At 70.2% G+C, this 24,969-nt stretch carries 27 protein-coding genes and 6 pseudogenes; 5 read left to right on the top strand and 28 right to left on the bottom strand.

Annotated elements, in window-relative coordinates; translation table 11 throughout:
- Window positions 1-3: 3 nt before the first annotated feature.
- The 6 genes and pseudogenes from MTP03_RS11545 to MTP03_RS11520 all read right to left on the bottom strand — a co-directional run bounded on the left by MTP03_RS11545 (window position 4) and on the right by MTP03_RS11520 (window position 4,679).
- Entirely contained in the window at window positions 4-591 is a 588-nt protein-coding gene (locus MTP03_RS11545) for an isochorismatase family protein (protein WP_248488472.1), read from the bottom strand.
- 205 nt (window positions 592-796) lie between these two features.
- Window positions 797-1,126, bottom strand: a complete 330-nt coding sequence (locus tag MTP03_RS11540) for a nuclear transport factor 2 family protein (protein ID WP_248488471.1) — start codon at window positions 1,124-1,126, stop codon at window positions 797-799.
- Between the two features lie 125 nt (window positions 1,127-1,251).
- Window positions 1,252-1,995 carry a cobalt-precorrin-6A reductase gene (locus tag MTP03_RS11535; protein ID WP_248488470.1) on the bottom strand — a complete coding sequence of 248 codons (744 nt, stop codon included), beginning with the start codon at window positions 1,993-1,995 and terminating at the stop codon, window positions 1,252-1,254.
- A complete protein-coding gene (gene cobM, locus MTP03_RS11530) occupies window positions 1,995-2,753 on the bottom strand; it encodes a precorrin-4 C(11)-methyltransferase (RefSeq protein ID WP_248488469.1) in 759 nt (252 codons plus the stop codon). Before cobM ends, MTP03_RS11535 begins: the two co-directional genes overlap by 1 nt.
- Window positions 2,750-3,889 (bottom strand): precorrin-6y C5,15-methyltransferase (decarboxylating) subunit CbiE, encoded by a 1,140-nt coding sequence (gene cbiE, locus MTP03_RS11525; RefSeq protein WP_248488468.1) that lies wholly within the window; start codon window positions 3,887-3,889, stop codon window positions 2,750-2,752. Before cbiE ends, cobM begins: the two co-directional genes overlap by 4 nt.
- Window positions 3,886-4,679: pseudogene (locus MTP03_RS11520) on the bottom strand (SDR family NAD(P)-dependent oxidoreductase). The gene cbiE and the pseudogene MTP03_RS11520 overlap by 4 nt, the downstream one beginning before the upstream one ends.
- A gap of 37 nt (window positions 4,680-4,716) precedes the next feature.
- Between MTP03_RS11520 and MTP03_RS11515 the strand changes: the two are divergent.
- Window positions 4,717-5,106, top strand: coding sequence for a pyridoxamine 5'-phosphate oxidase family protein (locus MTP03_RS11515; RefSeq protein WP_248488467.1), 390 nt, complete (start codon window positions 4,717-4,719; stop codon window positions 5,104-5,106).
- On the opposite strand, the gene MTP03_RS11510 is transcribed toward MTP03_RS11515, so the two are convergent.
- Entirely contained in the window at window positions 5,103-6,545 is a 1,443-nt protein-coding gene (locus MTP03_RS11510; RefSeq protein ID WP_248488466.1) for a sugar porter family MFS transporter, read from the bottom strand. The two genes, MTP03_RS11515 and MTP03_RS11510, sit on opposite strands and share 4 nt — an antisense overlap.
- 19 nt (window positions 6,546-6,564) lie before the next feature.
- Complete coding sequence (locus MTP03_RS11505) at window positions 6,565-7,680, bottom strand: Xaa-Pro peptidase family protein (RefSeq protein ID WP_248488465.1); 1,116 nt, start codon at window positions 7,678-7,680, stop codon at window positions 6,565-6,567.
- Between the two features lie 62 nt (window positions 7,681-7,742).
- On the opposite strand from MTP03_RS11505, the gene MTP03_RS11500 reads away from it, so the two are divergent.
- Complete coding sequence (locus tag MTP03_RS11500) at window positions 7,743-8,663, top strand: 5'-3' exonuclease (protein WP_248492134.1); 921 nt, start codon at window positions 7,743-7,745, stop codon at window positions 8,661-8,663.
- A gap of 29 nt (window positions 8,664-8,692) precedes the next feature.
- Here the strand turns inward: MTP03_RS11500 and MTP03_RS23120 are convergent, their stop codons facing one another.
- From MTP03_RS23120 to MTP03_RS23675, 9 genes and pseudogenes are all read right to left on the bottom strand, one after another.
- On the bottom strand, window positions 8,693-9,382 hold the full coding sequence (locus tag MTP03_RS23120; RefSeq protein ID WP_305852758.1) for a DUF4333 domain-containing protein: 690 nt from the start codon (window positions 9,380-9,382) through the stop codon (window positions 8,693-8,695).
- A gap of 67 nt (window positions 9,383-9,449) precedes the next feature.
- Window positions 9,450-12,194, bottom strand: a pseudogene (locus MTP03_RS11490) (DEAD/DEAH box helicase).
- Window positions 12,181-13,185: a twin-arginine translocase subunit TatC gene (gene tatC / locus MTP03_RS11485; RefSeq protein ID WP_248488464.1), complete on the bottom strand. Its 1,005-nt coding sequence runs from the start codon at window positions 13,183-13,185 to the stop codon at window positions 12,181-12,183. The pseudogene MTP03_RS11490 and the gene tatC overlap by 14 nt, the downstream one beginning before the upstream one ends.
- A gap of 13 nt (window positions 13,186-13,198) precedes the next feature.
- Window positions 13,199-13,450 carry a Sec-independent protein translocase subunit TatA gene (gene tatA, locus MTP03_RS11480; RefSeq protein WP_248488463.1) on the bottom strand — a complete coding sequence of 84 codons (252 nt, stop codon included), beginning with the start codon at window positions 13,448-13,450 and terminating at the stop codon, window positions 13,199-13,201.
- Between the two features lie 95 nt (window positions 13,451-13,545).
- Window positions 13,546-14,523 carry a YafY family protein gene (locus MTP03_RS11475; protein WP_248488462.1) on the bottom strand — a complete coding sequence of 326 codons (978 nt, stop codon included), beginning with the start codon at window positions 14,521-14,523 and terminating at the stop codon, window positions 13,546-13,548.
- Entirely contained in the window at window positions 14,520-15,488 is a 969-nt protein-coding gene (locus MTP03_RS11470) for a YafY family protein (RefSeq protein WP_248488461.1), read from the bottom strand. Before MTP03_RS11470 ends, MTP03_RS11475 begins: the two co-directional genes overlap by 4 nt.
- 81 nt (window positions 15,489-15,569) lie before the next feature.
- Window positions 15,570-16,926 (bottom strand): annotated as a pseudogene (gene pafA, locus MTP03_RS11465) (Pup--protein ligase).
- 25 nt (window positions 16,927-16,951) lie between these two features.
- The gene (locus tag MTP03_RS23680) at window positions 16,952-17,278 is read right to left on the bottom strand and encodes a hypothetical protein (RefSeq protein ID WP_371820734.1); all 327 of its coding nucleotides are present in this window, start codon (window positions 17,276-17,278) and stop codon (window positions 16,952-16,954) included.
- A 122-nt stretch (window positions 17,279-17,400) separates the two neighbouring features.
- A pseudogene (locus MTP03_RS23675) lies at window positions 17,401-17,517 on the bottom strand (TetR family transcriptional regulator); the annotation flags it as partial.
- Between the two features lie 114 nt (window positions 17,518-17,631).
- Between MTP03_RS23675 and MTP03_RS11455 the strand changes: the two are divergent.
- Window positions 17,632-18,135 (top strand): SDR family NAD(P)-dependent oxidoreductase, encoded by a 504-nt coding sequence (locus MTP03_RS11455; protein ID WP_248488459.1) that lies wholly within the window; start codon window positions 17,632-17,634, stop codon window positions 18,133-18,135.
- Window positions 18,132-18,290 (top strand): hypothetical protein, encoded by a 159-nt coding sequence (locus tag MTP03_RS11450; protein WP_248488458.1) that lies wholly within the window; start codon window positions 18,132-18,134, stop codon window positions 18,288-18,290. Before MTP03_RS11455 ends, MTP03_RS11450 begins: the two co-directional genes overlap by 4 nt.
- 3 nt (window positions 18,291-18,293) lie before the next feature.
- Here MTP03_RS11450 and MTP03_RS11445 read toward each other — a convergent pair whose 3' ends face one another.
- The 7 genes and pseudogenes from MTP03_RS11445 to MTP03_RS11415 form a co-directional block, all read right to left on the bottom strand.
- Window positions 18,294-18,407, bottom strand: coding sequence for a methionine/alanine import family NSS transporter small subunit (locus tag MTP03_RS11445; RefSeq protein WP_248488457.1), 114 nt, complete (start codon window positions 18,405-18,407; stop codon window positions 18,294-18,296).
- The gene (locus MTP03_RS11440) at window positions 18,404-19,957 is read right to left on the bottom strand and encodes a sodium-dependent transporter (RefSeq protein WP_248488456.1); all 1,554 of its coding nucleotides are present in this window, start codon (window positions 19,955-19,957) and stop codon (window positions 18,404-18,406) included. The genes MTP03_RS11445 and MTP03_RS11440 overlap by 4 nt, the downstream gene beginning before the upstream one ends.
- Before the next feature lie 28 nt (window positions 19,958-19,985).
- Entirely contained in the window at window positions 19,986-20,483 is a 498-nt protein-coding gene (locus MTP03_RS11435; protein WP_248488455.1) for a CPBP family intramembrane glutamic endopeptidase, read from the bottom strand.
- Window positions 20,483-20,851 carry a hypothetical protein gene (locus MTP03_RS11430; protein WP_248488454.1) on the bottom strand — a complete coding sequence of 123 codons (369 nt, stop codon included), beginning with the start codon at window positions 20,849-20,851 and terminating at the stop codon, window positions 20,483-20,485. The genes MTP03_RS11435 and MTP03_RS11430 overlap by 1 nt, the downstream gene beginning before the upstream one ends.
- Window positions 20,852-20,921: 70 nt before the next feature.
- Window positions 20,922-21,605, bottom strand: coding sequence for a proteasome subunit alpha (gene prcA / locus MTP03_RS11425; protein ID WP_248488453.1), 684 nt, complete (start codon window positions 21,603-21,605; stop codon window positions 20,922-20,924).
- Window positions 21,601-22,371, bottom strand: a pseudogene (gene prcB, locus MTP03_RS11420) (proteasome subunit beta); the annotation flags it as partial. The pseudogene prcB and the gene prcA, both read right to left, overlap by 5 nt.
- Complete coding sequence (locus MTP03_RS11415; RefSeq protein WP_068569600.1) at window positions 22,368-22,562, bottom strand: ubiquitin-like protein Pup; 195 nt, start codon at window positions 22,560-22,562, stop codon at window positions 22,368-22,370. The gene MTP03_RS11415 and the pseudogene prcB, both read right to left, overlap by 4 nt.
- A 72-nt stretch (window positions 22,563-22,634) precedes the next feature.
- On the opposite strand from MTP03_RS11415, the gene MTP03_RS11410 reads away from it, so the two are divergent.
- Window positions 22,635-23,021, top strand: coding sequence for a hypothetical protein (locus MTP03_RS11410; protein ID WP_248492005.1), 387 nt, complete (start codon window positions 22,635-22,637; stop codon window positions 23,019-23,021).
- 104 nt (window positions 23,022-23,125) lie between these two features.
- On the opposite strand, the gene MTP03_RS11405 is transcribed toward MTP03_RS11410, so the two are convergent.
- The 4 genes and pseudogenes from MTP03_RS11405 to MTP03_RS11390 form a co-directional block, all read right to left on the bottom strand.
- Window positions 23,126-23,815, bottom strand: coding sequence for a hypothetical protein (locus MTP03_RS11405; RefSeq protein WP_248492003.1), 690 nt, complete (start codon window positions 23,813-23,815; stop codon window positions 23,126-23,128).
- 43 nt (window positions 23,816-23,858) lie between these two features.
- Window positions 23,859-24,316: pseudogene (locus tag MTP03_RS11400) on the bottom strand (nitroreductase/quinone reductase family protein).
- A gap of 11 nt (window positions 24,317-24,327) precedes the next feature.
- Window positions 24,328-24,711, bottom strand: coding sequence for a type II toxin-antitoxin system VapC family toxin (locus MTP03_RS11395; RefSeq protein WP_248491999.1), 384 nt, complete (start codon window positions 24,709-24,711; stop codon window positions 24,328-24,330).
- Window positions 24,708-24,944: a type II toxin-antitoxin system Phd/YefM family antitoxin gene (locus tag MTP03_RS11390; protein WP_248491995.1), complete on the bottom strand. Its 237-nt coding sequence runs from the start codon at window positions 24,942-24,944 to the stop codon at window positions 24,708-24,710. Before MTP03_RS11390 ends, MTP03_RS11395 begins: the two co-directional genes overlap by 4 nt.
- Window positions 24,945-24,969: the final 25 nt, after the last annotated feature.

Genomic DNA, 24,969 nt, shown 5'->3' with positions numbered 1-24,969 from the left:
GGCCTACCCCGCCGCGAACGCGTCCAGCACGTCCTGCGCGTCGATGCACCCCGCGGTCGCGAGGTCGAGGTTGGCCAACGACGCCGCGTGCACCGCCGGGTCGGCGGCGGCGACGCAGTCGGACACGACGTGCACCACGAGGCCGAGGTCGGTGCCGTGGCGCGCGGTCTGCTCGACCGTCAGGTTCGTCGCCACCCCCGTGAGGAACAGCGTGTCCACCCCGTGATCGGCCAGCCACCCGGTGGCCGGGCCGGCCAGGCCCGACAGCCGCTGATTGTCGTAGACCGCGGTCGGCTGATGGGCCATGGTGTCGATGATCCGGGCACCGTCGGCGTCCGGGCGGAACGCCTCCTGCGCGTCGGCGACCGCGCGCATGAACCCGGTGTTGCGCACCAGTTCGCCCTCCCCCTCGGGCACGGTGAAACGGGTGAACAGCACGGGGATCCCGACCGTCAGGGCCGCGTCGTGGAACGCCGCGGCCCGCGCGACGACGCCCGATTCGGCGACGGGCGCGGCCAGCATGGGGCCGAAGAAGCCGTCGGGTTCGATCACGTTCACCTGCCAGTGCAGGGCCAGGACTGCTGCGGTCATGCCCCGATCATGCCGTGCCTACGGCAGTGCGTGGAGGAAGCCGCTCACATCCGCCGCCCACCGCGCCGCCTCGTCCGCGGTGAAGATGTGGCCGGCACCGTCGTACTCGAGGCCCGTGCGCCCGGGATCGCGCCGAACTCGCGCTCGATCTCCGGTGGGATCAACCGGTCGCCGCCGGCCACGACCACGAGCGTCGGCACGGTCGTCAGCCCTCGCGGATCGTCATGGACTTCAGGCGATCCCCCGCGACGGCGAAGGTGAACTCGCTGAGCCCGTTCGCGTGCGTGCTGCGCCAGTCGCCGACGACCGTCACGGTATCGCCGTCGACGGTGACCTTCTCCGGCGTCAGCACGCCCTTCGCGCCGATGAACTCCTTGGCGCTCCAGCCCTGCATCGCGGCACGGTCGCCGAAGACGCGGCCCCAGTCGTCGATGAAGCCATCGGCCGTGAACGCGTCGAGGAAGGCGGCCTCATCGCCGGCGTTCACGGAATCGATGAATTCTTTGACCGGGCTGGGAATCTCGATGTTCGTCATGCGTGTCTCCTCGTCGTAGCGTCGGTGAACTTGCAGCCCCACACATCATCGTAGGGGCGAATCCACCGGTGCGCCGCTGGAAAACCGAGGGGCTCCACAACCTGTGGTTGTGGATCGGGCGACGCTCAGGCCCGTGCGACGAGCTCCGCGTAGGCCTGCGCCGCGGTGGCCACCACGGGCACGCCCGCGGGGCGCGCCGGGCGATCCACCATCACCACCTCGACACCGAGCTCCCGCGCGGCGGCGAGCTTGGCGGACACCAGGTCTCCGCCGCTGTTCTTGGTCACCAGCAGGTCGATCCGGTGCTCGTGCAGCAGGGCCCGCTCCGAGTCGATCGTGTACGGGCCGCGGGCGCGCAGCAGGTCGTGTCGTCGCGGCAGCGGGCCCGACGGTGCGTCGACCACCCGGACCAGGAACCACCAATCGTCGAGCGCCGCGAACTCGTGGGCGTCCTGCCGGCCGGTCGTGAGCATCGCCCGGCCTCCCGGGCGCCGTGCCAGCTCCGCCGCGGCCGCCGGCACGGTGGGCACTCGAGTCCAGGAATCATCCTCGGCAGGAACCCATTCCGGGCGGACCACCGCGAGCAGCGGGAGCCCGGCGGCTGCGGCGGCCGACGCGGCGCTGCGCGAGATCGTCGCCGCGAACGGGTGTGTGGCGTCGATCAGCGCGTCGAACGCCCCGTCGGCGAGGAAGGTCGCGAGGCCCGACGGTCCGCCGAACCCCCCGATCCTCGTCGGTCCCACCGGCAGGCGGGGATTCGCGACGCGGCCGGCCAGCGAGCTGAGCACCTCGAAGCCGTCGTCGTCGTGGAGCAGGCGCGCGATTTCGCGCGCCTCGGCGGTGCCTCCGAGGACCAGGACGTGCGTCATCAGTGGCTCGCCCCCGGGGCTCGGAGGCGGCGCGCCGAGTACAAGTAGCTCTCCTCGAAGGCGGCGGCGTCGAGGACCTTCCCGATGAAGATCACTGCGGTCCTGGTGATGCCCTCGGCCGCCAGGCGGGACGGCAGTTCCGCAAGGGAGCAGCGCACGATCCGTTCGCTCTCGCGGCTCGCGAACGCCACCACCGCCGCGGGGCAGTCCGCGCCGTAGTGCGGAATCAGATCGGCGGTCAGCGCCTCGGCCCGGTGTGCGGCGAGGTGCAGCGCGAGCGTGACGCCGGTCTGCGCGAGTACGGCCAGATCCTCTCCGGCCGGCATGTCGGTCGAGAGGGTGGACACCCTCGTGATGAGCAGCGACTGCCCCACCCCGGGCACCGTCAGCTCTCGGCCGAGGGAGGCGGCCGCGGCGGCGAACGCCGGTACGCCGGGCACGATCTCGTACGGCACGCCCGCGGCGTCGAGCCGGCGGGCCTGCTCGGTGAACGCCGAGTACAGCGAGATGTCACCGGAGTGCAGGCGCGCCACATCGAGGTCGTCGGCGTGGGCCCGCACCATCGCATCGACGATCTCGGGAAGCGGCATCCGGGCGGTGTCCACCAGGGTCGCCCCCGGCGGGCACTGATCCAACATCTCTTGCGGCACCAGCGATCCCGCGTACAGGCAGACGGTGCAGCGGGCCAGCAGATCGGCGCCGCGCAGGGTCAGCAGATCGGGTGCGCCGGGCCCGGCGCCGATGAAGTAGACGGTCACGCTTCACCTTTCACGTAGACCCAGGTGACGATCGGCCGGCGCGGCTGCCGCGCAGTGCCGGCCCCCAAGGGACGCAGGTCCGCGACCGTGTAGCTGCGCAGCTCGCCCCCGTACCGGGTCCGCAGCGCGGCCGCCAGTGCCTGCCCCTCGACGGTGACGGTGTTCGCCACGAGGCGGCCGCCCTGCGGCAGCACGCCCACGCACGCGGCGGCGAGGTTCTCGGTCAGTCCCCCGCCGATGAAGATCGCGTCCGGCTGCGGCAGGTCCGTCGTCAGATCCGCCGAGTCCGAGACCACGAGCTCGAGCCGCACGCCGGCCCGGGCGGCGTTGCGCGCGACGCGTTCCGCGCGGTCGGCGCGCCGCTCCACGGCCACCACCGACCCGCCGCCCGCCAGCGCCCAGGTGAGCCCGACCGACCCGGAGCCGGCCCCGAAGTCCCAGATCCAGCCCGGGCCGGGGCGCAGGGCCGCGACCGTGAGGGCGCGGATGTCGGCCTTCGTGATCTGCCCGTCGTGCTCGAACTCGAACGCGCCGGCCGCAGCCGGCGGTTCGATCGCGACCACGTTGAGGTCGTCGACGTCGAGCGTGCGGCGCCACGGCCGTACCTTCTCCCGGAAGCCGCCGAGCTGCTCGAGCACGGTCAACTCGGCGGTCAGTCCTGCGTCGCGGAGCAGGTCGGCGACCGCTGTCGGCGTGGTGCCGGATTCGCTGAGCACGATCACCCGCCGCCCGGCACGGACGGCCTGGACGAACGGCGCCGGGTCGCGGGCCACCGCGGAGACCACCGTGACCTCCTCCGCCGGCCAGCGCAGCCGCGCGCACGCGAGCGAGAAGGACGACAGGTGCGGGATCACCTTCATGTCGAGATCGGGTCGCCTGCGGGCAATGGTCGCGCCGACGCCGTAGAACATGGGGTCCCCGCTCGCGAGCACGTGCACCCCGTCGGCGAGCGCGTCGATAGCGGGCAGCAGCGGCGACGGCCACTCGCGGGCGTTCTCGGCGATGCCCTTGGGTAGGTAGTCCAGCTGGCGCCGCGCGCCCAGGATCACCGTCGCGTCGTCCATCAGCGCGCGCCGGGCGCGGTCGGTCAGGCCCGGCCAGCCGTCGGCGCCGATGCCGACCACGGTCACCGTCATCGCGGCATCCTGCGCCAGACGGGCTGCGGCACGAACCGCAGCGCGGCATAGAGCGGACGCAGGACCTGCGGGATCCACACGGTGCGGCGGCCGCGCCGCAGCGCCTGGACCGTGGCCTCGGCGACCTCGGGCGCGGTCCGGCTGAACGGTGCGGGTGTCACCCCGGAGGCCATGAGCTCGCGCGTCATCGCCCCTACGATGAACCCCGGTCGCGCCAGCAGCACCTGGATCCCGGTGCCGTGCAACGAATCGGTGAACCCCTGTACGAACCCGTCGAGGCCGGCCTTGGTACTGCCGTAGACGAAGTTCGCCTTGCGGACCCGCACCCCGGCCACCGAGGAGAAGGCGACGATCGCGCCCCGTCGGGCACGCCGGCCGGGCCCGCGTCCTGGGCGCGCAACAGCTTCGCCAGGCCCAGGAGGATGGAGACCTGCGCGACGTAGTCGGTCTGGGCGATCTGCACGGCGTGCGCCGGATCGGCCTCGGCGCGGGCCTGATCGCCGAGGATCCCGAAGGCCACGATCGCGACCCCGACCCGCCCGAACCTGTCCGCGACCTCCGCGAGGAACCGGCCGTGCTCGGCGGTCACGTCGGCGTCGAACTCGACCGGGAACACCCCGGTCGCGCCGGCGTCGCGGAGGACCGCGGTCTGGGCCGCGAGGTCCGTGGACCGCCGCGCCGCGAGGACCACGTCGCGGCCCGGCGCCAGCCGGCGCGCCACCTCCATGCCGACCTCGCTCCGGCCGCCCAGAAGGAGCACCGCGCCGTCGGGGATCCTGTCCGCACTCACCGGTTCAGCCTAGTGCCCGCCGTTCTAGGCTGGCGGCATGCCCGTCCTCACCGTCGCCGCGCGCGAATTCGTCACCGAGCGTCACCTCGCCACCCTGAGCACCGTTCGCCCCGACGGCACGCCGCACACCGTGGCCATCGCGTTCACCTACGACGCCGAGACCGGCATCGCCCGCGTCATCACCTCGGGTGACAGCCAGAAGGCGCGCAACGCGGGCAGGGGCGGGTACGCCGCGCTCACCCAGGTCGACGGTGCGCGGTGGCTCACTCTGGAAGGGCCGGCGCGGTTGCGCACGGACCAGGAGTCCGTGCGAGACGCCGAGGCCCGTTACGCGGTGCGGTACCGCCCGCCGCGGGAGAACCCGAAGCGCGTGGTCATCGAGATCGAGGTGCGCCGGGTGCTGGGGTCGAGCGCGATGCGCGGCTAGCGCGCGAGGCTGCCGTCCATGTCCTCGAGGGTTCTGCCCTTCGTCTCGGGGACGAACCGCGCCACGAAGATCAGCGAGAGCAGGGCGAACGTCGCGTACAGGCCGTAGGCCAGCGTGAGGTTGCCCTCCATCTTCGGGAACGTGACCGTGATGGCCCAGTTCGCCGCCCACTGCGCGGCCGCGGCGAGCGACAGGGCGGCGCCGCGGATCCGGTTCGGGAACATCTCGCCCAGCAGCACCCAGACCACCGGTCCCCAGCTGACGCCGAAGAAGATGACGAAGAGGTTGGCCGCGATCAGTGCGATGACACCGGCGGCGCCGGCCAGTTCCGGCTTGCCGTCGACGATCTCGGCGGTGCTGAAGCAGACGGCCATCGTCGCGAGCGAGACCGTCATGCCGATCGAGCCGATCAGCAGGAGCGGGCGGCGGCCGATCCGGTCGACGAGCAGGATCGCGACGATCGTGACGAGCACGTTGACGATGGACGTGAACACGCTGATCTGATTGGACTGCGACTCCTCGAAGCCGACGGCCTGCCAGAGCATGTTCGAGTAGTAGAAGATCACGTTGATGCCCACGGCCTGCTGGAAGATCGACAGCAGCAGGCCCACCCAGACGATCGGATAGATGCCGCCGCCGGGTCGCACCAGGTCCTTCCAGGAGTGCTTCTCCTCGCCCGCGAGGCTCTCCTCGATCCGGGTGACGGTGATGTCGAGGTTCTTCTCGCCGAGGAGCGCGGTGAGCACCTTGCGGGCTTCGGGAATGCGGTGCCTGGCCACGAGGTAGCGGGGCGACTCGGGAATCAACGTGGACGCCACGCCGTAGACGATCGCTGGGATCGCCATGACCAGGAACATCCACCGCCAGGCCTCCATGCCCAGCCATAGGTCGTTCGACGCGCCGCCGGCCAGGGACGCGAGCAGCCAATCCACCAGCAGCGACAGGAAGATTCCCAGCACGATCGCCATCTGCTGCAGGGAACCCAGCCGCCCGCGGATCCGGGCCGGCGACACCTCCGCGATGTACGCCGGAGCGATCACCGACGCCACGCCCACGCCGACGCCGCCGACCACGCGGAACAGGATCAGGATCCAGGTGTGGGTGGCGAACGCGCAGCCCACCGCACTGAGGAAGAACAGCACCGCCGCGATCTGCATGACGCGCAACCGGCCTATCCGGTCGGCGATCCGGCCCGCGGTCATCGCGCCCGCGGCGGCGCCCAGCAGCGCCGACGCGACGGCGAAGCCCAGCGCGTAGCCATGGATACCGAACCTGCCCTCGATCGCCTTCGTGGCGCCGTTGATCACGGCGCTGTCGTAGCCGAAGAGCAGGCCTCCCATCGCGGCCACGATCGCGATCTGGACGACGCGGCCGCTGTTGCCCTCGCCCTCCGCGTAGAGCGAAGGACCGTCGGAGATAGTGCCGCCGCCGTGCGCCATGAGGCCTCCCGGATTGTGCCTAGAGGATCGTCAGCCCGTGCGGTCTGGTATTGACCGGCGCACAACCGTCCTCGGTGACGACGACGATATCCTCGATCCGCGCTCCCCACAGCCCACTGAAGTAGATTCCCGGCTCGATCGAGAACGCCATGCCCGGCTCGACCGGAAGATCGTTGCCCGCAACGATGTACGGCTCCTCGTGCACCGACAGCCCGATGCCGTGGCCGGTGCGGTGGAGGAAGTACTCGCCCAGCCCGGCGGCGGCGAGCACGTCGCGCCCCGCCGCGTCGATCGCCTCCGCGGTCGCGCCGGGGCGCACCGCGTCGACGGACGCCCGCTGAGCCCGTTCGAGGACCGCGTACTGCTCGGCGAGGTCCGCGGCCGGCTCGCCCATCGAATACGTGCGGGTGCAGTCCGAGTTGTAGCCCGACGGCAGCGGTCCGCCGATGTCCACCACCACGATGTCGCCCTGCTCGATCACGCGGTCCGACACCTCGTGGTGCGGGTCGGCGCCGTGCGGGCCCGAGCCCACGATGACGAACGCCGCCGCGGTGTGGCCCTCCTCGACGATCGCGGCCGCGATGTCGTCGGCCACCGCGCGCTCGGTGCGGCCGACCCTGAGGATCTCGGGCACTCGGGCGTGCACGCGGTCGATCGCGGCGCCCGCGGCGCGCAACTCCTCGATCTCCGCCTCGTCCTTGAGCATTCGCAGCCGGCGCAGCACCCCGGAGGCGAGCTGCACGCCGAGGCCGCGGTCCAGCAGCGGCACCAGGTGCAGGGCGGGCACTGCGTCGGCGACCGCCACCGTCGACGCCCCCGACAGCAGGCCGAGAACCAGCGCGTAGGGGTCGTCACCGTCGACCCAGTCGCGGACGGTGAGCTCCACGCCCGCCCCGGAGAGGCCCGGGACCGCGGAGTCCTTGAGGATCGCCAGTTCGAGCCGCGGGAGGACGAGACCGAAGCCGGCCTCGGTGATCACGAGCGCGGTGAGGCGTTCGAAGGATTCGCTGACGATGCCCGTCAGATACGCCAGGTCGGGTCCGGGGGTGATGACGAGCGGGGTCCCCGCTGCGACGGCGAGCTGCTGGGCCTTGGTGAGACGGTTCGCGTACACCGGGGCGGGAAAGGAAGTCATGCCGAGATCATAGTGACTCGTGTGACACGATCGTCGGCGTGACGAACGACGCTCGCCCGCTGATGCTGCTGGACTCCGCGGGGCTCTGGTTCCGCGCGTACTACGCGATCCCGGACAAGGTGAAGGCGGCCGACGGCCGGTCCGTGAACGCGCTCCGCGGCTTCCTGGACATGACCTCGCAGCTCATCACCACGCACCGTCCGGGCCGTCTGGTGGCCTGCCTGGACCTGGACTGGCGGCCCGCCTTCCGGGTGGAGCTACTGCCCACGTACAAGACCCACCGGGTGGCCGAGGACGGCGACGGCAGCGCGGAGGAGGTCCCCGACACGCTCTCGCCGCAGGTGGACATGATCCTCGAGGTCCTGGATGCCGTCGGGATCGCGACGGGCGGGGCCGTGGGGCTCGAGGCCGACGACGTGCTCGGCACGCTGGCCGCCCGGGAGACGGCCGATCCGGTGATCGTCGTGTCCGGCGACCGCGATCTGCTGCAAGTGGCCGACGATACGGCGCCGGGCGTGCGCTGCCTGTACATCGGCCGGGGCATCGCCAAGGCGGAGATGTTCTCGCCGGCCGAAGTCGCCGAGAAGTACGGGCTGCCGGCGGACCGCGCCGGCGCGGCGTACGCGGAGCTGGCGCTGCTGCGCGGCGACCCGTCCGACGGGCTGCCGGGCGTGCCGGGGATCGGCGAGAAGACGGCGTCGAAGCTGCTGCTGCAGTACGGCTCGCTGGCCGCGATCCGGTCCGCCGCCGCGCAGGAACCGTCGCCGCTCGCGCCGCGTGCAGCGGCGTCGATCACCGCGTCCGCCGACTACCTGGACGCCGCGTGGGACGTGGTGTGGGTGCAGCGCGACGCGGACGTCGCACTCTCGGGGCCCGACGAACTGCCGCGGAATGCACGCGATCCGCAACGCCTGGCCGAATTGGCACAGGAGCTGCGGATCGAAGCGCAGGTGGAGCGCCTACTCGCCGCGCTCCGCGGCTGAGCCGGCGTCACCGGCCGGAACCACCCGGGTCAGGACGGCGCGCCCACCTGGTACTTGCCCTCATCGTCGAGGACCTTGACGGTGACGGTCTTCTGCTTGCCGCCGACGGTCGCGTCGCAGGTGAAGGTCTCGTCGGCCTTGACCTTGACGCCGTCGGTACGGCATGAGACGTCCTTGACGTCCGACTCGTTGTAGTTCTCCTTGAGGACCGTGGCGACGCCCTCGTTGACCTTGGCGTTGTCGAACTTCTTGCCGAAGAACGCCCCGGTGAAGTAGCCGATGAGCAGTACCAGCGCCACGATCACGATGATCGCGCCGGCGGCCAAGCCGATGATGAGGCCGGTCCTGGACTTCTTCGGGCCGCCGGGGACGGGCTGCTGCCCGAACTGCTGGCCCGCGAACTGGGCCGGCTGTCCGGGCAGACCGAACTGCGGCTGACCGGGCTGCGGCTGCCCCGGCTGTTGACCGAACTGCGGCTGCCCCGGCTGCTGCGGCGCCTGGTACCCGCCGAACGGCTGGCCGGGCTGCCCCTGCTGGGACTGCTGCTGACCGGGCCACTGGCCCTGGTACTGCGGTGAGATCTGGGTCTGATCACCCGACGCGGCATACGGTTGCTGGCCGCCGTACTGGGGCGAGATCTGCGTCTGGTCCTCCTGGGACTGCCCCGGCTGCTGCCAGCCCTGCTGCGCCCACTGGTTCGGGTCCTGCGGGTTGCTCATGAATTCACTCCTCCCCTGCCGCCGGCCAGCGACCCGCGACGTACGCTTATGCGCTCAAGATACCCGATCATGCACCTGATTCAGCGACCACGCCGCGCCGGACGGCGGCGATGGCGGCGGTCGCCACAGTGGCGAGCCCTGGGGCGGTCTCGAACGACGTCTGCTTGATCTGGTCCAGCAGGTCGATCACCTGGCGACACCACCGGACGAAGTCCCCGGCCGGTAGTGGGCGTCCGCGCTCGCCGGCGGCCAACAGGACCGCGGCCAGCGTTCCGCCGCTCGCCCACTGATGGAGCGGGGCCACGAACCCGACGTCCGGCTCCCGGCTCGGCTCGAGGCGGTGGGCGGCCTCGGCTGCCACGATGTCGGTCCAGCGGTCGGCGACGTCGCGGACCGCGGACCGGACCGCGCCCGGCACCTTCTCCCCGGTGAGCACGGCGCCACCGCGTTCGCCGCGCGATTCGAAGACCATCGTCGAGACGACGGCGGCCAGTCCGGCGGGATCGAGGCCATCGAACACGCCGTCCTCGATGCACTCGCACACCAGCAGATCGGATTCGCTGTACACACGGGCCAGACGGTGCCCGGACTCCGTGAGTTCGGAGGCGCCGTCGACGGTGTCGATGTACCCGCGGTCGCCGAGCAGCGCGACGATCCGCTCGAACGTGACGGCGAGCGACGACGTCGTCGCGCGAACCGTCGCCGCCGAGGCCGTGACCTCGCGCTCCAGTCGCGCGTACCGCTCGGCCGTGCGGTCCAGCTCGGGTGCGCGCTGCCCGGTGTGCGCCGGGTGCGCGCGCATCCGGGCGCGCAGGTCGGCGAGCTGCGCGTCGGACGCGGCCGGACGGTGCGCCTTCGCCTGCTGCCGCGGGGCCGAGATGGCGCTGTTGCGGAGGGTGGACGCCAGGTCGCGCTTGCCGCGTCCCGAGCGGTAGTCGGCGTTCTTCGGGACCCGCAGCGTGCCGAGCACCTGGATCTCCCCGACGAAGTCGGCGGCGCCGACCCTGCCCGACCAACTGCTCTCGGTGACCACGACGGGCTTGGGGTCGCGGCGGTCGCCCGAGGGTTCCACGACCAGGGCCAGGCCCCGGCGTCGGCCACCCGTCACCGCGATGACGTCGCCGCGGCGCAGTTCCGCGAGCGCGGTGGCGGCCCCGTCGCGGCGGTCGGCGAGGTGCTCGCGGCGCAGCGACCGTTCTCGTGCGGACGGCCTCGCGCAGGCGCACGTACTCGAGGTAGTCCGCGCCGCCGGCGGCCTCGGTCAGCTCCGTGCGGAGCGCGGCCAGCTCCTTCTCTCCGCGCTCCACCCGCTTCGCCAGGCCCACCACGGACCGGTCCGCCTGGAACTGGGCGAAGCTGGCCTCCAACAGGCGTTCGGCCCCGTCGCGGCCGAGACGGTCGAGCAGGTTGATCGACATGTTGTAGCCGGGCGTGAACGAGCTGATCAGCGGGAACGTGCGGGCCCCGGCCAGCCCCGCCACCTCCTGCGGGCGCACACCGGACTGCCACAGCACCACGGCGTGGCCCTCGATGTCGATGCCGCGGCGGCCCGCGCGGCCGGTGAGCTGCGTGTACTCGCCGGGCGTGAGCTCGACGTGGGATTCGCCGTTGTACTTGACCAGCCGCTCCAGGACCACGGTCCTGGCCGGCATGTTGATCCCCAGCGCCAGCGTCTCCGTCGCGAACACCGCGCGGACCAGGCCCTTGACGAACAGCTCCTCGACGGCGTGCCGGAACGCGGGGAGCATGCCGGCGTGGTGCGCCGCGAACCCGCGCAGCAGCGCCGCGCGCCACTCCTCGTAGCCGAGCAGGTCCAGATCGGCCGGCGAGAACTCCGCCACGTGCTTGTCCACGATGCGGCCGATCTCGTCGGCCTGCTCGGCGGTGGTCAGCACCACCGGCGACCGGAGGCACTGCGTGAGCGCCTGCTCGCAGCCGGACCGGGAGAAGACGAAGGTGATCGCGGGGAGCAGTCCCTCGCCGTCGAGCAGCGCGATCACATCGGGGCGCGGGATGGGCCGGCGTGTGATCTGCGGGCGCCCGCGCCCGGCGCGGCGTCCGGTGCGGCTGACGATCCCAGGGTCGTGGCTGCGGTCGAGCGATTCGCGTTGCTTGACGTACCGCACCAGGTCGGCGTCGAGCACCAGGTTCTTCGCGCCACCGTCGCCCTTCGCGAGGGCCTTCGTGTCGAACAGGTCGAACAGCTTGCGACCGACCAGCATGTGCTGCCACAGCGGAACCGGGCGGTGCTCGTCGACGATCACCGTGGTGTGCCCGCGGACCTCGGTGATCCACGCGCCGAACTCCTCGGCGTTGGAGACGGTCGCCGAGAGGCTCACCAGTCGCACGTCCTGCGGGAGGTGCAGGATGACCTCCTCCCACACGGCGCCGCGGAAGCGGTCGGCGAGGTAGTGCACCTCATCCATCACCACGTGGCTGAGCCCGTCGAGGGTGGCCGAGTCGGCGTACAGCATGTTGCGCAGCACCTCGGTCGTCATCACGACCACGGGCGCGTGCGAGTTGATCGACGTGTCGCCGGTCAGCAGGCCCACGTTGTGCGCGCCGTACCGGGCCGTCAGCTCGGCGTGCTTCTGGTTCGAGAGCGCCTTGATCGGCGTGGTGTAGAAGCACTTGGTGCCGCCCGCGAGCGCCGGTGCACCGCGAACTCGCCGACGACGGTCTTGCCCGCGCCGGTCGGCGCGCACACCAGCACGCCCCGGCCGGCCTCGAGGGCTTCACAGCCCTGGATCTGGAAGGGGTCCAGGACGAAGTCGAGGTCGGCGGTGAACTTCTCCAGCTCAGAGGACGTCATCGAACCCCGAACGCGGGATCGACGTGCGCATCAGCTTCTCGGGCTGTCCGACCGGCGTCGCGGGCCCGACGGTGCCGCTCCCCGGGCTCGCGCTCGCTCCGACCGGCTGCGGGGCCGACGGTGCCGGGGACGCCGTCTCGTCGTCCAACTCGCCTTCCCAGGCGTCGTCCCCGTTCTTGCGGCGCCTTCGGTTGTCGTTCCACCGCGCGAACTGGATTGAGAGCTCGAGCAGGACGGCGAGCGCAGCGCCCAGAGTCAGCATGGTGAACGGGTCGCCGGTCGGGGTCAGGAACGCCGCGAATATGAACATCGAGAGCAGCAGACCGCGCCGCCACTGCTTGAGCTTGGCGTATTTGAGGACCCCGACGAGGTTGAGCGCGATGATGAACAGCGGAAGCTCGAAACTGATCCCGAAGATCGCCATGACGTTCAGCACGAAGCTGAAGTAATCCGGCCCCTGCAACGCGGTCACCTGGGTCTCGTTGCCCACCGATAGGAAGAAGTTGAACGCGCTGGTGATCATCAGGTAGCCCAGAACCGCGCCGCTGATGAACAGGATGCCACCGAGCGCCACGAACGTCGCGGTGTAGCGCTTCTCGTTGCGGTGGAGGGCGGGCACGATGAACGCCCAGATCTGGTAGAGCCACACCGGGCAGGCCATCAACACCCCGGTAGCGACGGCCACCTTCAGGCGCAGGTTGAACTGGTCGAAGACGCCGGTCGCAAGGAGCCGGCACTCGCCGTCGCGCGTGATCGCGGCGCGCGAGGTGGCGGGCAGGTCACAGTAGGGGCCCGTGAGGAGGTGTCCGGTGGACGGCAGACCGAACGGCCCGTGGCTGTACCACCAGAAGCCGACGATCGAGGTGAGCACGATGGCGAACAGCGACCAGAGCAGTCGTGTGCGGAGCTCGTAGAGGTGCTCCACGATCGACATCGTGCCGTCGGGGTTGACGACGGCACGACGACGACGCGGATCGAACGGGATCTTCAAAGGGAGGGTGGGACTACGCCGACTTGCGATCGGCCTCGGACGGCTGCACCGTCTGGACATCGATCGGAGCGTCCGTGACCTGCGCCTGCGGCTGCTCGGTCCGCGCCTTCGTCTCGCCCTCGGTCTTCATCTCGTCCATCTCGCTCTTGAAGATGCGCATGGAGCGGCCCAGGCCACGCGCCGCGTCGGGCAGCTTCTTGCCGCCGAACAGGATCAGCAGGACCACCGCGGCGATGATCCAGAACGTCGGGGTATGCCAGCCCATGATGATGCCTCACTTACTTCGCGAATATCTCTATTGAGACTACCGGACCGCGTCCACCAGGATCGCCCGGCGAAGCCCCGTCGGACATGTCCACTTCATGAATAGTTGGCGAGCCCGGCCGCGGCGCGACGGGCCACCGCGTCCGCCAGCGACTGCGGGCCGCGCACCGTCAGCTCCCCGCCGAAACTGAGCACGAACCGCACCATCCACGCCTCGGTAGCGTATTGCATGCTCGCGGTGACCGGGCCGCCCTCCAGGGCACCGTCCGAGAGCACGGTGAACGGGTGGTACTCCAGGGCCCAGGCGGCGCCGGGCCCCACCTCCAGGACGGCGGTGGTCAGGTCGTCGGGGGCGGCACCGTCGAACAACCCGGCCGCGGGCTCGACGTGTTCCGGCACCACGGCCGGCTCGTCGAGGACCCGCACGTCGTCGATGCGGTCGAGTCGGAACATGCGCAGCCCCTCGCTGCGCCGGCACCACGCCTGCAGGTAGGAATTCCCGGCGAAGGTGTCCAGCGAGATCGGGTCGACGTCGCGCTCGGTCGCGGCGTCCCGCGTCGCCGAGTAGTAGCGCAGGTGCAGGGCGCGGCCGTCGCTGATCGCCGTCCGGACGGTGCGCGCGACGGCGCTGTCGGCCGCCTCATCGACGCCGTCGATCGCGGCGATCGTCTCGCGGCCGGCCCCGGCCACGGCGGCCTCGACCTTGGCGATGGCGCGCAGGACCGCCGCCGGGTCGGCGACGCCCGGCGAGTCCGCCAGGCCGCGCAGCGCGAGCAGCAGCGACGCCGCCTCCGCCCCGGTGAGCTTGAGCGGCCGGTCCAGGTTGGCGCTGAAGTCGATGTCGACGCCGGTCTCGTCGTAGTCGATCTCGATGAGATCGCCGGGGAACATGCCGGGCAGGCCGCACATCGTGAGCCCCGAGATGTCCTTACGCAGCTGCGCGACGGTGATCCCGAGGTCCGCCGCCGCACGGTCCAGATCGGCATCCGGGTGCGAGCGGAAGTACGGGATCACGTTGAGCCAGCGGGCCAGGCGCTGCATCTGCCGGCTGGGCTGTTTCGACGGTGCGCTCATCCGGCCACCGCCGTCAGCCGGTCGATCACGGCCCGGCGCAGCTCTGGCGGCTCGAACACCACTGCGTCGGGGCCGAGGCCCGTGACCTCGCGGGCCAGCGCGTCCACGGACCGCACCTCGACGATGAGCTCGGTGCCGGCCCGGCCGCCGAAGACACCGTCGGACTGGGCGGACGCGAGCCTGCGGAGCCCGTCGCCCCGGCCCTGCGCGACCCAGACCCGGGCGGTGCCGACCGGGTCGCGCTCGGCGATCGTGGAGACCACGTGGGCGTGCAGGTCGAAGCCCTCGGGCGGCCGGACGGTGGCCGCCGCGGGCAGCACCGCGCCGCCCCGCACGCGGGAGAGCTTGAAGGTGCGCACGGCGTTCCGCGCGACGTCGTGCCCCACGGCGTAGGCGTTGCCGCGGAACGTGACCACGCCCCACGGGTGCAGCGTCCGGTCGAGGTAGGGCTGCGCCGGGTTGGCGCGGTGCTCGAACGTGACCTGGCGGCGACGATCGATGCCCTCGAGCATCGCCAGCAACGCCCCCTCGGCGCCGTGGTCCGGCGCGATCGCCGGGCCCACGCCCGCGCCCGGGCCCGTGACGTCCATGCCGCCGGCGCGCAGCTTCTGCACCGCGGACTGCGCCGCGGACGACAGCTCCGGCGACTGCCACAGCGAGGACGCGACCGCGACCGCCATCGCTTCGTCGGCGTCCAGGTCGATCTCGCCGAGCGCGTACTCGTCGAGCGCGATGCGGTACCCGGTCGCGGAGTTGATCCGGGACACCGGGGCGACCTCGATGGGTACGCCGAGTTCCCGCAGGTCCGCCTTGTCGCGCTCGAACATGCGCTCGAAAGCATCGTCATCCGAGTGCGGGTCGTACCCGAACACGTTCGCCCTGATGTAATCCCGATCCAGCGGACGTTGCGTGTACAGGAGGCAGATCACCAAGTTGGTGAGCCGCTCGATACGCGAAGTTGCCACGTCTCGATCTTACGTTCTATGCGCGTGCGCGTCTCACATCGACGCGATGACGCGCGGCTACATCGACGCGATATCGCGCGGCTACATCGACGCGATCAATCGCTCCACGCGCTCGTCGACGTTGCGGAACGGGTCCTTGCACAGCACGGTGCGCTGCGCCTGGTCGTTGAGCTTGAGATGCACCCAGTCGACGGTGAAGTCCCGTCCGGCAGCCTGTGCGGCGGTGATGAATTCGCCCCGGAGCTTCGCGCGGGTCGTCTCCGGCGGATTCTTCACCGCGGCGTCGACGGCCTCGTCGGAGGTGACCCGCGCGGCCATCCCGCGGCGCTGCAGCACATCGAACACGCCGCGGCCGCGCTTGATGTCGTGGTACGCGAGGTCGAGCTGCGCGATCTTGGGGTCCGCGAGGTCCATCGAGTACTTGTCGAGGTACCGCTGGAAGAGCTTGCGCTTGATCACCCAGTCGATCTCGGTGTCGACCCCGGAGAAGTCCTGCGTCTCGACCGCGTCGAGCGTGCGGCCCACAGGTCGACGACCCTGCTGAGCTGCTCATCGGGCTCGCGCGTGGCGAGGTAGTCGACCGCCTTGGCGTAGTACTCGCGCTGGATGTCCAGGGCGCCCGCCTGCCGTCCGCCCGCGAGCCGCACCTCGTGCCGACCCGTGGTGTCGTGGCTGACCTCGCGGATGGCGCGGATCGGGTTGTCCAGCGAGAAGTCCCGGAATTGGACGCCCGCCTCGATCATCTCGAGCACCAGGTGCGCGGTGCCCACCTTGAGCATCGTCGTCGTCTCGGACATGTTCGAGTCGCCCACGATCACGTGAAGCCGCCGGTACTTCTCGGCGTCGGCGTGCGGCTCGTCGCGGGTGTTGATGATGGGCCGGCTCCGCGTGGTGGCACTCGAGACGCCCTCCCAGATGTGCTCGGCGCGCTGGCTCAGGCAGTACGTCGCGTTCTTCGGCGTCAGCAGCACCTTCCCCGCGCCGCAGATCAGCTGCCGGGTCACCAGGAACGGGAGCAGCACATCGGCGATGCGGGAGAACTCGCCCACGCGGCCCACCAGGTAGTTCTCGTGGCAGCCGTACGAGTTGCCCGCCGAATCGGTGTTGTTCTTGAACAGGTAGATGTCGCCGCCGATGCCCTCGTCCTGCAGCCGCTGCTCCGCGTCGAGCAGCAGGTCCTCCAGGACGCGCTCCCCCGCCTTGTCATGGGTGACGAGCTGGAGCACCGAATCGCACTCCGCGGTCGCGTACTCCGGGTGGCTGCCGACGTCGAGGTACAGGCGCGACCCGTTCTGCAGGAACACGTTCGAACTGCGCCCCAGGACACGACGCGCCGGAACAGGTACCGGGCGATCTCGTCGGGGCTCAGTCGGCGGTGCCCGTGGAACGTACACGTGACACCGAACTCGGTCTCGATACCCATGATTCGCCGCTGCACGACTCGAACATACCCTCCGGTGTCATCAGCGTTCGGCGGCCCGGGGATTACGGACACCGTCGAGCACGAAGCCGAGGTGGCGGCGCCACGCGACATCGTCGCCCGGGTTCAGCGCGATCACGTTCGCCACCGCGACCATGAGCGTCGCGAGGTCGTCGAAGCCGAAGTCCGGGCGAACGACCCCGGCGGTGTGCGCGCGGTCGAGGACGGCGAGGACGGCGCCGCCGGCGCGCCCGCACTCGGCGACGATGTCGACCTCGCCGACGGCTCCCTGGCCACTGCCTCGTTGACGGTGCGGTCGCTGGCCTGTGCCGCGATCAGGGCGTCGAGGAAGCCCTCGAACGCCGTCCACGGATCGGGTTCCGCGTCCGCCGCGGCGGCGAGTGCGTCGAGGTATGCGAGACGATCGGGCAGGACCGCATCCACCAGTTCGCCGCGGTCGGCGAAGTGGTTGTACAGGGTTCCGATGCTCACGCCCGCGCGTTTGGCGATCCGTTCGAGCGACACGTCGACGCCGTGTTCGGAGAACGATTCGCGCGCGGCGTCGACCAACTTCTGCCGGTTCCGTACCGCATCGGCTCGGGGAGACATGACTCCCAGCATACCGATCTTGAGGACGTACTCAACTTCTGGTACTAAGTTGAGTATGACCTCAACTAACTCCTCCCCGTCCTGCTCGTCCTCGGTGCGGGCCCCGGGCTCGGGATGTCCGTCGCCCGGGCCTTCGGCCGCCGCGGCTACCGCGTCGCGCTCGTCTCGCGTTCCGTGGGCCGCCATCCGGGTTATCTCGACGAGCTCCGTGCACTCGGCATCGACGCCGCCGCGTTCGCAGTGGACGTCTCCCGCCCCGGCGCGGTCGCGGGCGTCGTGGACGCGGTCCGTGAGCGTTTCGGCCGGATCGATACCGCCTACTTCGGGACCGGCACGCCCGTCGCCCTCGCACCGATCACGGAGCTGGAACCGGCCGAGGCCACGGAGGCGCTCTCCGGTGTGGCACCTGTCGTCGAGTTCGCGACCGCGGTGCTGCCCGAACTGCGGGCGCACGGCGGCGCGTTCCTCGTGGTGGGCGGTCTGAGCAGTGTGGTGCCCATGCCACATCTCGGCGCGCTGACCCTCGTCGCTTCGGCCTACCGTGCGTACGCGCTCAACCTGCACGCCGCGCTCGCGCCGAAGGCGTGTACGCCGGCACCCTCACCGTGGGCGGCATGATCGCCGGGGGCGACATCGCCGCCGCGATGGCGGATTCCATGCCCCCGGCGGATCTCGCCGCGATCACGCTGCGGCCGGACGACCTGGCCGAGACCGTGTGGCGCCTGGTCGACGAGCGGTCGGCACCGGAGGCCGTGATCGATGTGATCAGCTGACGGTCACTCGTCGCCGTCGAGCTCGGGGTGGCGGCGGAAGTTCACCACCGCGCCGACGAGTCCACCCCACAGGATCATCGTCGAGACGACCAGCATGATGATCGCGGATGCGGTCACGACACCCTCTCCTTCGCGTCTTCTCCGTCGCCGACGAGCGCGTCCTCGGCATCGGCCTTCTTGTTGGGCAGAGCAGCCATGACGACGCCGAACAGGAGGGCCGCCGCCGCGACGCCCCACCCGAGGGTGAGCAGGTAGCCGATCGGGTAGCTGCCGCCGCCGTAGTTCTCGGACAGTTCCGACTGCAGGCTGCGGAACATCATGAACACCAGCATGACCGGGGTGAGGACGCCGATCAGGAAGATCCACACCCGGCCCATCTTGACGCTGGACACGCCGTCCACGTGGCGCTGCAGCATCGGGAGCTTGCCGAGCACGCCCGCCACGACCACGGCGACGAGCGCGGCCAGCAGGATGCCGTATTGGTTGATCCAGTGGTCCGCCACGTCGAGGATGTACAGCCCGTTGCGCGTCGGGAACAGCGCGATGGAAACCAGGCCGGTGGCCCCGCCGACCAGCGCGACCGCCGCGACCCGGCCGATACCCAGGCGGTCCTGGACCGCCGCGACGATCACCTGCACGATGCTGATCAGGGACGTGAGCCCGGCGAGCACCAAGGAGCCGAAGAACAGGACGCCGAACAGGGCGGACCCGCTGCTGAGCTCCGAGATGATCTGGGGGAAGGCCACGAACGCCAGGCCGGGCCCGCCGGAAACCACATCGCTGATCGGCTGCGAGGTCTGCGCCGCCATGAAGCCCAGCGTGGCGAACACGCCGATGCCCGCGAGGATCTCGAACGAGCTGTTGGCGAATCCGGCGACCATGGCCGAGCCGGTCAGGTCGGCCTTCTTCTTCAGGTACGAGGCGTACGTGACCATGATCGCGAAGCCGACCGACAGCGAGAAGAAGATTTGGCCGTAGGCGGCGGTCCAGACGGTGCCGTCGAGGATCCGCGACCAGTCCGGCGTGAAGAATGCGTTGAGGCCCTCCATCGCGCCGGGCAGGAACAGCGCCCGCACGACCAGGATCAGGAACAGGACCACCAGCAACGGGATGAAGATCTTGTTGGCGATCTCGATGCCGCGCTTGACGCCGATCGCGAGCACGCCGAGCGTGATCACCCACACGGCGATCAACGGGACCAGCACGCCGGGAACGAACGCCGCGAAGATCCCCGGCGACTCGTTGACATGCAGGAACTCGTTGTTGAAGAAGCCCTCAGGATCCGCTCCCCACCGCTTGTCGAGCGAGAATCCGATGTACCGGATCGACCACGCCACGATCACCGCGTAGTAGGTGGCGATCACGAAGCAGATCGCCACCTGCCACCAGGCGACCGCCTCGAACGGACGCCACAACCGGCGGTACGCCCGCGGCGCACTCTTGCGTGCCCGGTGCCCCACCGCGTACTCGAAGACCAGCAACGGGATGCCCGCAGTGAGGAGGGCGATGAGGTACGGAACGAGGAACGCCCCGCCGCCGTTGTCGTAAGCCTCCTTGGGGAAGCGCCAGATGTTGCCGAGACCCACCGCCGAGCCGATGGCCGCCAACAGGAATCCCGTTCGCGTCCCCCACTGCTCCCGCGGTTTGTCGCCAATGCCCTCCGTCACCACAATCCTCCGCGTACCGTTCGTCGGTTCAGTTGTTGGCGACGCTAGCGGTAATTCGCCCGGATTCGGCCGATTCCGCTGAATCCGTGTGTCGAGCGCGGACCAGGATCACCGCGACGACGGGGACCAGCGCCACCGACGGTACGACGAAGGCCGCGACGAGCGCCTCCTCCGGCAGGAACGCTCCGAGCGTCGCGCTGAACACAAGGTTGAAACCGGCATGCGCCACCGACGTCGTCCAGATGGTTCCGGAGCCGTACCACAGTGCGCTCCAGGCGATCTCCAGCAACATCGACATGATCACCCAGAGCGGAATCAGGAGCAGCACATCGCGCACCGGCGGCGTGAACCCGAAGTAGCCCACCGACGCCAGCGGCCAGTGCCACGCGCCCCACACCGCGCCGGTGGTCGCCGCAGCCAGCGTCGGACGCGCCCGGAACGCCCGCAGGTCCGCTAGCGCGCCCCGCAGGTACGCCGTCCAGCCGAACTCCTCGCCGAAGTAGATCGGCGCGAGGGCCACCATCATCAGCGGGCCGAACAGCAGCGTCGGGAGGGGCGCACCGTCGGGCGGGAGGACGCGACGCCCGAGAGCAGGCCGACCGGGATCGCCACCGCCAACAGCACGAACGGCACCGCCAGCGCGGCGAGGTACCACCGCCACGAGGCGCGCAGCCGCAGCCGCAGGCCCGCGTCGGCGAAGCCCTGCCGCGTGACGAACAGGCGCACCGCGCACGCCGCGATCGCCGGCAGGAACGCGCCCGTGAGCAGTTGGATCACCGGATCGACGAGCGGATGACCGAGCGCGTACGCGAGCAGCCACAGCCCCCACGACGGTAGGAACGTCAGCGCCAGGAACCACGGAATACCACGCCGGTGCACGGAGGTTTCGTTCATACCTCCAGCACACCGGTTCGACGGTGCGCCGTCACGGGCCCCGGCGCCCCTTCTCGCGGTAGTGCCAGGGCTACCCGAGCAGCTCGGCGACCCGCTCGTCCGACATCCGCTTGAAGGCGCGGCGCGGGCGGGTGTGATCGAGGATCGCCACCTCGAGCTCCGTTGCGGTGAACGACTTGTCGTCGGCCTGGGCCTTGAGCCCGGAAACGGCGAGGGTGAACGCGGCCGGCAGGTCGAGACCGTCCGCGTAGCCCTCGGTGAGGACCGGCGTGATCGACTCGGTCTGCCCGCCCATCACGACGAAGCCCTTCTCGTCGGCCACGGAACCGTCGTAGCCCACCCGGTAGAGCTTCGACGCGGGCGACTCCGGACTGCCCACCTCCGCGACCGTGAGCTCGACCTCGTAGGGCTTCGGCTGCTCCGTGAACACCGTGCCCAGCGTGGACGCATAGGCGTTCGTGAGCGACCAGCCCGTGACGTCGCGCCGCGAGTACTGATAACCGCGGGTATCGGCGAACTGAATGCCCGCCCGGCGCAGCGACTCGAACTCGTTGTACTTGCCCACCGCGGCGAAGCCGATGCGGTCGTAGATCTCGCTGATCTTGTTGAGCGAGCTGGGGTTGTCGGCCACGAACAGCACGCCGTCGGCGTACTTGAGCACGACCACACTGCGGCCGCGGGCGATGCCCTTGCGCGCCAGCTCCGAGCGATCGCGCATGATCTGCTCGGCGGAGGCGTAGTACGGGAACGTCATCGCGCACCCCTCGCGCGGCGATCACTCGATCCGTCGCGGCGGCCACGTCCTGCTCGGCGATCTCGGCCGCGCCGTCGGCCGTGACCACGATGGCCGTCGGGTACAGGCCGCGCAGTGCGTCCGGCCCGCCGGTGGCGGTGTCGTCGTCGGCGGCGTCGAACAGGGCCTCGGCGGCGACGTCGAGCGCCCCGTCGGTATCGAGATCCGCGCGGTAGCGCTTCTTGATGGACGACTTGGCCCACGCCGAGCCGGAGCCGATCGCGTGATAATCCACCTCGTCGTGCCAGTCCCCCGTCACGTCGTACGAGACGATGCGGCCGCGGTCGCCGTCGAATCCGACCAGCAGCGGCACCGCCACCAGGCCCTGCAGCGCGGCGCCGAAGTTGCCGCGCACCATGCCGGCCAGGCGGTTCGCCTTGCCGTCGAAGGTGAGCGGGACGCCCTCGATCTTCTCGTAGTGCTCGAGCTCGACGGTGAACAGCTTCACGATCTGCTTGGCGATGCCCGCGGTGCCGGCGATGCCGACGGCCGTCAGCTCGTCGGTGACGAAGGTCTTGACGATGTCGCGCTGGGCGATGAGGTTGCCCATCGTGGCGCGGCGATCGCCGGCGAGCAGCACGCCCCCCGTGAAGGCGACCGCGACGATAGTGGTGCCGTGCGGGACGTCCGGCGCACCGTCGTTCCCGGCGGCCCGGCCCGGCAGGGCCTCCGGGGCCACCGCGGCCAGGTGCTCCACGAACGACGACCCGCCGGACAGCGGCGTCACTGGCCGCCCTTCTGCACGTACGCGCGCACGAAGTCCTCGGCGTTCTCCTCGAGCACGTCGTCGATCTCGTCGAGGAGGTCGTCCGTCTCGTCGGTCAGCTTCTCGATGCGCTCCTGGCCGGCTCCGGACGGTGCGCCCGCGAGATCCTCGTCGTCTCCGCCGCCACCACGCTTGACCTGCTCCTGCGCCATCTCGCTGCCTCCTTAGCGACCAACCGAGCCGCACGACCCGATGACTCAACCCTACCGGCCTAGACTGCACTCGTGGATCCGTACACGCCGCTCAACCTGCCTGAACCCGTGCTCGTGAGCATCGGTGACATCCATTGCACCCGCACGGAAGTGATCACCCCTGTCGGCACGTTCCCGATCGCGGGTTCCCAGTGGACGGTCAACGATCACACCCTGACCACGCGCAGCACGCCCACCTGGGCGACGGTGCTGGCGATCGTCGGTGTGTTCGTGGTGTGCATCTTCTCGCTGTTCCTGCTGCTGGTGAAAGAGGACCAGACGCAGGGGTTCGTTCAGGTGACCGTGATCGGGCTGGAGGGCCGTTCCTTCACCACCAGCGTCCCGGCGTACTCCTTGGGGACGGTGCAGGACACGTACAACCGCGTCGCCTACGCCCGGAACCTCGCCATCGGCATGTAGGCCGACGGTCCGCCGCACTCCCGAGGGGGTCCTTCACCGAGCCGCGGGTTGCAGCCCGCTGATCAGTGAAGAACACCCGCGCGAGCCGTTCAACGCCGTCGCGCTCAGCGCTTGCGCACATGCGGCGCCCTCCGGGCGATCTCTCTCGTGATCTCATCCGGGCTCGGACGTAGGTCCACCGGTGTGCGGACGGATTCTCCATCGAACCGCCACACGAGGTGGTGCCGGATATCGCGCCCGATGGTCGGGACGAACACGGCCTCCGGGGTCACCATCCACCCGGACACGTCGTCCCAACGTGCGTACGCCGGTGAGTCGGTCGCGGTCGCGGTGCTCACACCTTCGTCGCCGATCGACAGGAGCACCATGCGGCTCGCGCGATACATCCCGACCGCGTGGCCGACGAAGAAGACGTCGATCATCAGGGTGAATCCGGCGAGAGTCAGCGCCGTCGGAAGGGACGTCCGGTCGCCCGGTTCAACGAGCACGTCGATCACGTTCGCCACCGTGACCGTCACGAGGACGCTGTGCAGGAGTGCGACGATCGCGACCGCGACGAACCGCGGACCGAGTCGCCCTCGGACGTCCGTGCCGCCGACCAGGCGAAGCGCACCGTGCCTCGGTACCGGCAGAGAGGAGACCAGCCACGCCACCACCACCCCACCCACGCCGAAGAACAGGCCGCCGACCACGTTGATGAACCAATCTGATCGGGTTCCGTGGATCGCGCCCACGGCGCCGAGGATCGCCGCCGTCAGAAACATCGCCGCGCTACAGAGCAGTCCGAACACCATCGGGCCGAACCTGCGCGGCGTCGACCGCGCGTGCCGCGCCATCTCAGACCGGGCGGAGGCGTACGACCGGTATCGGTCGGGTGGTCTTGCGCTGGTACGCGGCGTACCGGCCGCCGTTGTTCGCGTCGGCGAGGTCCCAGAGCCGCTGGTAGTCGGCGGCGCCCGGGCGGAGCGCTTCGACGATGGCCGGGAAACGGTCGGTACCCACCTGTACGTCGACGGTGCCGGCCTTCACCATGTTGTGGAACCACGCGGGATTGCGGGGCGCGCCGCCCTTCGACGCCACCACCACGTAGTCGGCGCCGTCCTTCGCGTAGGTGAGCACGGTGGTGCGCGGCTCCCCGACTTCGCCCCGACGGTGCGGACGATCAGGCTCGGCACCCCGAACAGCAGCTTGTGCCCGATGCGCCCGCCCGAGCGGACGTACAGCTCGCCGTGTGCCTTGAGCACCTCCGGAAACGCCTTGGCATACAGCTTGTTCAGTTCACGTGCGAGGTCCATGAGTGTTCCTGTCAGACGGTGGAATCGACGATGAAGTCCCGGTCGAGATCGAGGAGAACCCGGTCCGAGGTCAAGAACAACAGCTGTTCGACCCGTGCTTGGGCGATGAGCAGCCGATCGAACGGGTCGTGCCGCAGCAGCTCGGGAAACTCACGGATCCCCTCGGCGTGCTCCGCCTCCACGTTCAGCAGCCGCAGTCCCTCCGCTTCGACGAGCGCCCCGAAGTCCGCCGGCACCGAGAGTTTCCCGAGCATCGACTTGATCGTCAGTTCCCACACCGTCGCCACGGACACGTACACCTCGGCCGAGTCCCCGATGCGAGTCCTCGCCGACTCCCCGAGTCGCGGGCTGTCGTCCAGAACCCACAGCGCGGTCTGACTGTCGAGCAGGATCATTTGTCGTCCGAGCCGTAGAACATGCGCTGGATGTCCTCGTCCACATCGAACGCGGCATCGTCGTACTCGAGCCGCCCGGCGAGACCGCCGAACCGCACGGGCGCGGGCCGGTGCGGGACCAGATCGGCGATCGGGCGGCCGGCCTTGGAGATCACGATGCGCTCCCCGGCTGCGACGCGTTCCAGGAGCCGCGACAGGTGCGTCTTCGCTTCGTGGATGTTCACCGACGTCATGCCACCAAGGTACTGACTTAGTCAG

The sequence above is a fragment of the Tsukamurella sp. PLM1 genome (genome assembly GCF_023168325.1).
GTDB lineage: Bacteria > Actinomycetota > Actinomycetes > Mycobacteriales > Mycobacteriaceae > Tsukamurella.
This window is presented reverse-complemented; position numbering and strand designations above follow the sequence as displayed.

Excerpts from the sequence above, each read along its gene's own strand:
- MTP03_RS11545 (WP_248488472.1), bottom strand. The coding sequence starts at position 591 with ATGACCGCAGCAGTCCTGGCCCTGCACTGGCAGGTGAACGTGATCGAA.
- MTP03_RS11540 (WP_248488471.1), bottom strand. The coding sequence starts at position 1,126 with ATGACGAACATCGAGATTCCCAGCCCGGTCAAAGAATTCATCGATTCC.
- MTP03_RS11535 (WP_248488470.1), bottom strand. The coding sequence starts at position 1,995 with ATGACGCACGTCCTGGTCCTCGGAGGCACCGCCGAGGCGCGCGAAATC.
- cbiE (WP_248488468.1), bottom strand. The coding sequence starts at position 3,889 with ATGACGGTGACCGTGGTCGGCATCGGCGCCGACGGCTGGCCGGGCCTG.
- MTP03_RS11515 (WP_248488467.1), top strand. The coding sequence starts at position 4,717 with ATGCCCGTCCTCACCGTCGCCGCGCGCGAATTCGTCACCGAGCGTCAC.
- MTP03_RS11510 (WP_248488466.1), bottom strand. The coding sequence starts at position 6,545 with ATGGCGCACGGCGGCGGCACTATCTCCGACGGTCCTTCGCTCTACGCG.
- MTP03_RS11505 (WP_248488465.1), bottom strand. The coding sequence starts at position 7,680 with ATGACTTCCTTTCCCGCCCCGGTGTACGCGAACCGTCTCACCAAGGCC.
- MTP03_RS11500 (WP_248492134.1), top strand. The coding sequence starts at position 7,743 with ATGCTGCTGGACTCCGCGGGGCTCTGGTTCCGCGCGTACTACGCGATC.
- MTP03_RS23120 (WP_305852758.1), bottom strand. The coding sequence starts at position 9,382 with ATGAGCAACCCGCAGGACCCGAACCAGTGGGCGCAGCAGGGCTGGCAG.
- tatA (WP_248488463.1), bottom strand. The coding sequence starts at position 13,450 with ATGGGCTGGCATACCCCGACGTTCTGGATCATCGCCGCGGTGGTCCTG.
- MTP03_RS11475 (WP_248488462.1), bottom strand. The coding sequence starts at position 14,523 with ATGAGCGCACCGTCGAAACAGCCCAGCCGGCAGATGCAGCGCCTGGCC.
- MTP03_RS11455 (WP_248488459.1), top strand. The coding sequence starts at position 17,632 with ATGTCCGTCGCCCGGGCCTTCGGCCGCCGCGGCTACCGCGTCGCGCTC.
- MTP03_RS11450 (WP_248488458.1), top strand. The coding sequence starts at position 18,132 with ATGATCGCCGGGGGCGACATCGCCGCCGCGATGGCGGATTCCATGCCC.
- MTP03_RS11435 (WP_248488455.1), bottom strand. The coding sequence starts at position 20,483 with ATGATGGTGGCCCTCGCGCCGATCTACTTCGGCGAGGAGTTCGGCTGG.
- MTP03_RS11430 (WP_248488454.1), bottom strand. The coding sequence starts at position 20,851 with ATGAACGAAACCTCCGTGCACCGGCGTGGTATTCCGTGGTTCCTGGCG.
- prcA (WP_248488453.1), bottom strand. The coding sequence starts at position 21,605 with ATGACGTTCCCGTACTACGCCTCCGCCGAGCAGATCATGCGCGATCGC.
- MTP03_RS11415 (WP_068569600.1), bottom strand. The coding sequence starts at position 22,562 with ATGGCGCAGGAGCAGGTCAAGCGTGGTGGCGGCGGAGACGACGAGGAT.
- MTP03_RS11405 (WP_248492003.1), bottom strand. The coding sequence starts at position 23,815 with ATGGTGTTCGGACTGCTCTGTAGCGCGGCGATGTTTCTGACGGCGGCG.
- MTP03_RS11395 (WP_248491999.1), bottom strand. The coding sequence starts at position 24,711 with ATGATCCTGCTCGACAGTCAGACCGCGCTGTGGGTTCTGGACGACAGC.
- MTP03_RS11390 (WP_248491995.1), bottom strand. The coding sequence starts at position 24,944 with ATGACGTCGGTGAACATCCACGAAGCGAAGACGCACCTGTCGCGGCTC.